General features: G+C 61.4%; 9 protein-coding genes. 3 read left to right on the plus strand and 6 right to left on the minus strand.

Translation table 11 applies throughout. The features are described from left to right. Positions 1-117: 117 nt before the first annotated feature. From ACSHZY_RS10330 to ACSHZY_RS10355, 6 genes are all read right to left on the minus strand, one after another. On the minus strand, positions 118-1,110 hold the full coding sequence (locus tag ACSHZY_RS10330; protein ID WP_435168770.1) for a hypothetical protein: 993 nt from the start codon (positions 1,108-1,110) through the stop codon (positions 118-120). Between the two features lie 111 nt (positions 1,111-1,221). Continuing rightward, entirely contained in the window at positions 1,222-2,391 is a 1,170-nt protein-coding gene (locus ACSHZY_RS10335; RefSeq protein WP_435168771.1) for a zinc-dependent alcohol dehydrogenase, read from the minus strand. Positions 2,392-2,409: 18 nt separating this feature from the next. Further along, positions 2,410-3,357 carry an SRPBCC family protein gene (locus tag ACSHZY_RS10340; protein ID WP_435168773.1) on the minus strand — a complete coding sequence of 316 codons (948 nt, stop codon included), beginning with the start codon at positions 3,355-3,357 and terminating at the stop codon, positions 2,410-2,412. Positions 3,358-3,531: 174 nt separating this feature from the next. Beyond that, positions 3,532-3,891, minus strand: a complete 360-nt coding sequence (locus tag ACSHZY_RS10345; protein ID WP_435168775.1) for a hypothetical protein — start codon at positions 3,889-3,891, stop codon at positions 3,532-3,534. A 480-nt stretch (positions 3,892-4,371) separates the two neighbouring features. Further along, positions 4,372-4,710: a hypothetical protein gene (locus tag ACSHZY_RS10350; RefSeq protein ID WP_435168777.1), complete on the minus strand. Its 339-nt coding sequence runs from the start codon at positions 4,708-4,710 to the stop codon at positions 4,372-4,374. Between the two features lie 216 nt (positions 4,711-4,926). Further along, positions 4,927-5,265 (minus strand): helix-turn-helix domain-containing protein, encoded by a 339-nt coding sequence (locus ACSHZY_RS10355; RefSeq protein WP_435168778.1) that lies wholly within the window; start codon positions 5,263-5,265, stop codon positions 4,927-4,929. Between the two features lie 313 nt (positions 5,266-5,578). Here ACSHZY_RS10355 and ACSHZY_RS10360 point away from each other — a divergent pair, with 313 nt between their 5' ends. From ACSHZY_RS10360 to ACSHZY_RS10370, 3 genes are all read left to right on the plus strand, one after another. Continuing rightward, positions 5,579-5,896, plus strand: coding sequence for a hypothetical protein (locus tag ACSHZY_RS10360; RefSeq protein WP_435168780.1), 318 nt, complete (start codon positions 5,579-5,581; stop codon positions 5,894-5,896). A gap of 356 nt (positions 5,897-6,252) precedes the next feature. Beyond that, a complete protein-coding gene (locus ACSHZY_RS10365) occupies positions 6,253-6,729 on the plus strand; it encodes a hypothetical protein (protein ID WP_435168782.1) in 477 nt (158 codons plus the stop codon). Positions 6,730-6,766: 37 nt separating this feature from the next. After that, a complete protein-coding gene (locus ACSHZY_RS10370) occupies positions 6,767-7,018 on the plus strand; it encodes a hypothetical protein (protein ID WP_435168784.1) in 252 nt (83 codons plus the stop codon). Positions 7,019-7,322: the final 304 nt, after the last annotated feature.

Raw genomic sequence — 7,322 nt, forward strand, 5'->3', positions numbered from 1 at the left:
TTACCGCAGTGGAGATAAGTGGCAGCCGCTCTCTGTCCGCCCCGAATTCTGTGCACTGGTGATAAGGCCGATGTGCATCAGATCAGCGTCTTCAATCTTAGGGAGAGAGGCACTGATTCACGAGGTGGCAAGCTGGTCCAGATGATCCCCAAAGGTCCGGTTCAGCCGGGCGTCAGCCGGAACGTAAAGATAGTCCCGGCCACCGCGGGAGCGGTAATGCGATATGGCCATGTCCCGATCACCGACGAAACGATCGCCGACCAGATCGATCACGGCGCTGCTGATGGCTTCCAGCGCGTGATCCTCGAACCGGTAGGGGACGGCTTCCTCTGCCACACAGGCCTTGAAGTCGTTGAACCATGGGATTGGACGCTCCCTCATCCGCTTCATCAGCATTCGGAAGCCATAGGAATTCCATCCGCCGGGATTGGGCGCAGCCTGCCGCTTGTTGACCTGCCGGGTCAGTTCAACCCGGGCCAGGCTGGGTGTGACGTTCTTTTTCTTCAGGCCGATGGCTGGCATCTTCGCCGTGAAGTAGCGATCCGAAAAGGCGTCGAGTATGTCGCCGTCGGACGTACGGATCATGTCATAGGAGAAGACGTCGAGGGCATCCATGCCGAAGACCTCCTCAAGCGTCCTCAGTTGCATCAGCGGGTCGAAATAGGCCTGTCCGCTGATCTGGTTCGCCGGAAAGCCATCGGCCAGTTCGGCAAAGGTCGCGGAACGTCCCTGCTTGATCGTCTCGATCCAGAAGGAGTGCAGGGCGTCGGGGATGCGGCGCAGGAAATACGCCACTCGTATGTCGCTCCCGTGCAGGAGGTCGCGAAGCCGCCGGAACTGGTCGGCGTTGAAGAAGCTGAAATCCTCGCTGGACAGGATGACCATGTTTTCCGGAGCGGCCGCACAGGCCGCCAGGATCTTCGCGCGGTCGAACCTTCTCGTAGGCCAGCCCAGCAGATCATACGCCAGCCGATGATGCGCGTCGCCTGGACCGGGATACAGGACGCCATTGCGGGCGAGGTGTTCGCGATTTTCCTGCCAGAAGCGCTGCAGCGCCGTCGTGCCGGTCTTGTGCGGCCCGACATGGAGGAGAACCGTCTTACGTATCACCAGAACCCCGGGATGATCAGGACGGGAAACACCGTCCTGATCAATTGCCGCCGTGGCAGGAAGATTTGCAACCTTAAAGTGATTTATCCGGAATAAGAATCTACCACGCTCTCACGGCGTGAAGACAGCCCGCAGGCAACCTTCCGCCTTGTTCTTGAACAACTCGTACCCGCAAGGGGCTTCTTCCAGCGACATCCGATGCGTCACGAGGAAGGTCGGGTCCAGCTCTCCGCGTTGCGCATGGTCCAGCAGGCGCGGCAGGTAAGCCTGCCCATGCTGCTGGGCCGTCTTCAGCGTCATGCCCTTGTTCATGATGACGCCCATCGGAAATTTGTCGACCACGCCATAGACGCCCAGCACCGATAGGACACCGCCCTTGCGGCAGGCCACCGCGGCCTCTCGCAGGGCCACCGCACGGTCTGTGTGCATGTAAAGCTGCTGTTTCACTAGGTCGTGAGCGTATTGCAGGCCACGTCCATGCGCCTCCATCCCGACGGCGTCGATGCAGGCATCGGGACCGCGGCCATATGTCATTTCCTTCAACGCCTCCGGCACGCTGTCGACCGTGGTGTAGTCGAGGATCTCTGCCCCCACCACATCCCGCGCCAGACGAAGGCGTTCGGGGAAACGGTCAATGGCAATGACCCGGCCGGCGCCCATCAGGAAGGCAGACTTCGCCGCCATCAACCCGACGCCACCGCAACCCCAGACGGCCACCGTGTCGCCCGGCGTGATGTTGCAGAAATCGGCGCCCATGTATCCCGTCGGGGCGGCGTCGGACAGGAACAGCGCGGCCTCGTCACTGACGCCGTCGGGCACCTTGAAGCAGTCCACATCGGCATGGGGCACACGGATGTATTCCGCATGGCTGCCCGCATAGCCGCCAAAGGCATGGGTGTAGCCGTAGATGCCGGCCGTCGCATGGCCCAGAAGCGGCTCCTGCAGCTCCGGCTTCGGATGGGTGGTGTCGCACAGGGAATACAGGTCGTGCTGGCAATACCAACATTCCCCGCAGGAAATGAAGGACGGCACGACGACCCGGTCTCCCTTGGCGATGGTCTTCACGTCGCGGCCGACCTCCACCACCTCGCCCATGAATTCATGACCGATCACGTCGCCGGGGCGGGCCGACGGGATGTAGCCCGAGATGAAGTGCAGGTCCGACCCGCAGGTCGTGGTCTTTAGCACCTTCAGGATGACGTCGCGCGGGTTCAGGATCTTTGGATCCGGCACCGTTTCCACACGCAGGTCGTTGATGCCGTTCCAGCAGAGTGCTCGCATCAGGAATGTTCCTTCAAATCAGCGGCGATCGTCCCGCGCGGCGGGCTGGCCCTTGGTGGTGGGCACCTCGCCCGTCAAGGCAAGGCTTTTGAGGAAGTGCAGCGACTTCATGGCATAGGCCTTGGGCGTGGTCGGACCAAGGAAGGAGACCGCCGCGCGCCCCAGCATCCCGCCCGGAGGGTCGAAGCGGATATGCATCCGCACCGCGGTTCCGCGATCTGGCCCTACCTCCTGCAAATGGAAGGTGATGGAGGAGACGAAGCCACCCTCTTCGCTGCGCCACTGCACGCTGCGGTCATCGTCGCCCGTCAACCGCATCGTCCAAGGGGAGATGAGGCCGTGGGCGCGTGAAAGGGACCAGGATGTGGAGCCGTCCGGCCGAGGGGCGATGTCGGCATGGAAGCCCGCGATGGCGACAAGCGTTTCCGGCTTTGTCAGCAGATCGCGAAGGGTTTCGGCGGGCCGGTCCACAAGGATGACCTGTTCCACTTCAGGATCGTCCGCGGTCGGCCCGCCGGTCGCGCGACGCTGATTGCCGCGGGGGGAGGCGTCGGACGACAAAGCCTCTGCGCACAGGGCGTCCAAGGCCGTCAGGCCGGCCAGCCCCAGAAGCGTCGCGCCCCCGATGACCCTTGTGCCGGAGTCGGCGCGGGCGGTGGCCGCGCCGACCGTGGCCATGTCCGCCATGTCGCCGCCCAAGCGTCCCAACATCCAGGGCGCACGGTCCGCACCTTGGTTGGTCAGGATGCCGAAGCCACAGATCAGTTCCCGAACACCGTAAGCCTGCACCAGCCCTTCCTGTCCGTCCAGCGCCAGCGCATGTGTGAAGCGGCGGGGGGCCAGCAGTTCGGCCACGCCGAGACCTATGGAGAACCAGCCAAGGGCCGTAGAAATCGAATGAGCCTTGCGGGCGTCCAGCCGCGGACGGGCAAGGGCAAAGTTCGTGGGCTGTGTCGGCAGATGCATGTTAGATCCATCCGGAAGGCGCGGCCGCGGTGGGGGCGGTCGGAGGTGAGTTCAGGAGAGATTTGCGTGCCCGCCGGCCTGATGTTGCTGGCGGACAAGACGCAGCAGCTCATGACCGCTTTCCTGAAATTGCTAAGCTGCAACTGGATGGACAGGAGATTGTTCCGTGTGAGCTCAGTTCCCCCACGTGCCGCTGGGCGCCGAGGTTGCGTTACCCAAGGAAAAGCCATTCTGACCAAAGCCGAGGGCCGCGATCACAAGCAGGCAGCCAACCAGCGCCGCCACGCCGTAGATGGTCACGCGGCGACTTTCAGGTTCCTCGGGAACCGGGCAGGCTTGCAGGCGCGTTCCGTCCTGCTTTTCGGCGGTAGCCAGGATCTGGTCGATGTGGCGCTGCGTTTCGTGATCCACGAAGCCGTCATGACGCTTCGCCGCCGCCAGCAGCATGGCGAACTCGGCGAGCCCAACCGTGGTGCCGTCCGGAAGAACAACATTTTCCGACCGGGAGCGACTGAAAGCGAACGGGATCATCATCTCAGTCTCCCTTGTTGGATGGCCGAAAGCGACGTGGCGCGCGAGAATGACGTGTCATGGGCCGTGTTTTCGGAAAATTTGGCACAGACGACCTGCGTCAAGATAAAGGTAGTAGGATTATTCCTAAATCAACGGCGAGTCCGGAAAAAACCTGCGACACCGGCCGGGGCAGCCGGGAACCGATCCTATGGTGGCCCGACCTTCAGGCGTCCCCGACCAAGGTCTGCACCTTTCCGGTCCCGCCACATTCCGCACAGGTCTCATCATCGACCTGTCCGCTTCCGCCGCAAAGCCGGCAGATGTTTTCGCCCGACTGGGGGGTCGGGGCCGGCACCCGATCCGTATTTTCCTGGTCCTGCATCGCACGCTCCTTGCTGGCTGCTGTTGACCAACTGGCGATGATGGGGCGTGTTCCATTGGAAGATGGCACGGGCCATCTTCCGCAGACCAACTGCTCAGCGCTTGTGCATGCGAACGGGATCAGACCTTGGGGCGGGTGCCAGACGGACAGGTGACCTTTGCGGTGGTCCGCCCATCCTCGTTCTTGATGCCGTTCATCGCGACAGGGCATCCGGTTGCGTCGCGAATGGCCCGCAGATTGCCGACATAAACGGCCGAGTCTGGTTTGGAACCCTTTAGAAGAGAGTTGTTCATCACGGCCACATAGCCGTCTCCGGATCTTCGAACTGTATGCTCACGCCCCTCGACGCTGACAACTTGGCTGCCGGGCATGTAGCTGCTCGGCGTGCATGCCGTCGTAAACGCGAGGGCAATGAGTGCGGTGAGGGGTAGTCGGGCGGAGCGTGAAAAGGTTGTCATCGAAGGCTCGTTTCTTGAAGATGTTGGTGCATGGCCAGCTTATTCCCCGAAAAGTTGTCACGTCGGACGTCGCCGCATTGACGATTACACAACCTTGGGTTTAGTATAAGAACATAAGGTGAACAAAGGGGCTTGGTCCGGTGGACGACGCGGAGGAGATCAGGGCAACATTGGCCGCACTGGCGCGCGACCAGAAGCTTGAACTTCTGCTTGCGATCAGGTTTCACCTTCAGTCCGGAGGAACGCCTGCGCCATGTTCAGAAAGCGGCGCCGTTCGTCCGGAGCCATTCTAGCGATCGTGTCCGTCAACTCGCGGTCCAGTTCCTCGTCGCTGGGTTCCTCGAACAACGCACTCATGGGAAGGCCAAGGCCCTTGGTCGCGATCTTGTGGATCGTGTCCAGGCGGGGCGAATTGCTTTTTCCCTTGAGGATGTCATAGACGCCCGTCGGATTGATGCCGGCGCGGCGGGCCACTTCGGCCGGGTTCGTACCCAGTCGGCCGATGGCCGCTTCGATGTTCCGGGCCACGATCATGACGATGACATTGCGTTCCATGCGTAGGTAATATCCTAATCCTGACCCGTCCCGCTAGTAGGAAATTTCCTGTTGACGGTGATAGGAAATATCCTATCATCGAGTCATGGACCCTTGAACGTCTGCCAGCCTTCCAGGTCCATGCGCTGTGCCTTGCCTTGGTTTTGGCCGGGTCCGAACGCCCGCACCTTCCGGCAGACTCTTCGCCGGCGCATGACGCGATTCATGTGCCACGCATCGCGGCCCCGGCCCGCGGATCACCCGCGCCCTGCCGGATCCGCTGTCACATCTGCAACGCCGGCGTTCTGCCGGCCACGTAGGGCAGGAGACGACCATGACCGCTTATTCCTCCAATTCCCGCCTTTGGACCGATGTCGTGCCCGCAGGGCTGTCCGCCACGAATTGTGCTCCGCCGATGGACCGGCCCGGACTGGGCATCACCGAACGCGAGGCCATCTTCCTTCGCCACCACGGGCTCCCGGTAGAGCGCGCCGCGTTGAAGCCGACCAACTTCAGCGAGTGGATGCGCATCGTCATCTGCTTGGCTCGCCGAAACGACCCGTATCTGTTCGACGCGGGTGGGCGCATCCGGGACCATGAACGGTTCACGCAATGGGTGGTCGAAGCCTATCCGCCGAAGGAAACATCATGACGGAGGTGGTGATGACCCTTCTTCTTCTGACATTTACCGCTTCGGGAACCAAGGGCCTTGCCCGATCCCTAGCCGGCTCCGGGCGGAAGAGGTGACGATGCCGTTCCGTATGGTTCACATCGTTGGACTTGCGGTTCTTGTCGTCACGGCCCTCTGCCTGATCCGCTGGGGATGACGCTGCGATGGATGGCGGGCTGGACCGCCATCACGGATCCACGACAAAAACAGGAGGCCGACATGGCTGGTGTCGACACCTTCCAAGCCATTCCATTCCACATCTTCAAGACACGAGGTGCTTCGTCTCGAACCGGCTTTTTCCATCCTGCTGAACCTCGAGTCGAACGGAGGATCGCAAGATGCGTGCTCGGCTGAACACGCTGCAATCGCTTCTGCGCAGAAGCGTCGGGTTCCTGGCCATGATGGACCGCGAAGGGCGTGGCGTCGAATACCACATGACAAAAGTGCTGTTCTTCATGGGGCTGATACTTCTGATGCCGGAGGACACCCTGAGTCTGCAGACTTACAAGGAGATTGCGAAATACGGATTTTCAGAAATGGTCTTCGCAGTCTTCCTGATCGGATGCGCGCTGATCCGGTTTGCCGCCCTCTATGTCGACGGCTACCTCGTCCGGACGCCGCGATGGAGGGCCAGCACATCCTTCTGTTCGTGCATGCTGTTCGGGATGCTCTCGTACAACGTGTGGTTCGATTACTGGGCGGGGATGTCGCTGGGACCGGGGTTCCTTCTCGCAATCTTTCCGTCCTTCATCGTCGCCGAATTTCGCGCGGCGTCTCGCCTGCGGTGGGAGCGCATTCATCATGCTGCCCGTTGAGGCTCTGACCGAACAATCCCTGCGAGACTATGGCCTTATGGGAACGCTGGCGATCCTCGGCCTTATCTTTGCCATCGTCTACCTTTGGAAACGCCCGCCGCCCGCGCCGCAAGCCTCCCCGATCGAGGCCCTCAAGGACACGACCAAGCTCATTCCCTTCGTTCTTGAGGAAGCCCGGGAAGGCAATCGCCTGGTCCGCGAGATGCTGAACCGACAGGATCATGCACGATTCCGGCTGGAGCGCCTGGAGCACGAGATCGGCATCGTGAAAGACCGGATGCCCCGCTGAGTGCAATCCGGAGAGCGGAGCCGCCAGAATCCGGGCCAAGGCCCGGATTCCGTACTCGCAACCATATCACTCGTTAAGGTTGCGTTGTACCGGAGGATCGGGCGGCTGTGCAGGGACAGGTGAGTGCACGAGCGCGCAAGTGACTGTGCGGGTAAAAGCAGAAGCTACTTTTCCAATGTCACACAGGGCACAGCGGCCTTGGGACGAATAACGCTACCGACAACGGGAGGATGGAGCGGGTGAAGGGAATCGAACCCTCGTCGTAAGCTTGGGAAGCGTCGGGCTAATCTAGTTTATTCCTTAT

It is taken from the genome of Falsirhodobacter sp. 1013, from assembly GCF_051195255.1.
In the GTDB taxonomy this organism is placed as follows: domain Bacteria; phylum Pseudomonadota; class Alphaproteobacteria; order Rhodobacterales; family Rhodobacteraceae; genus Falsirhodobacter.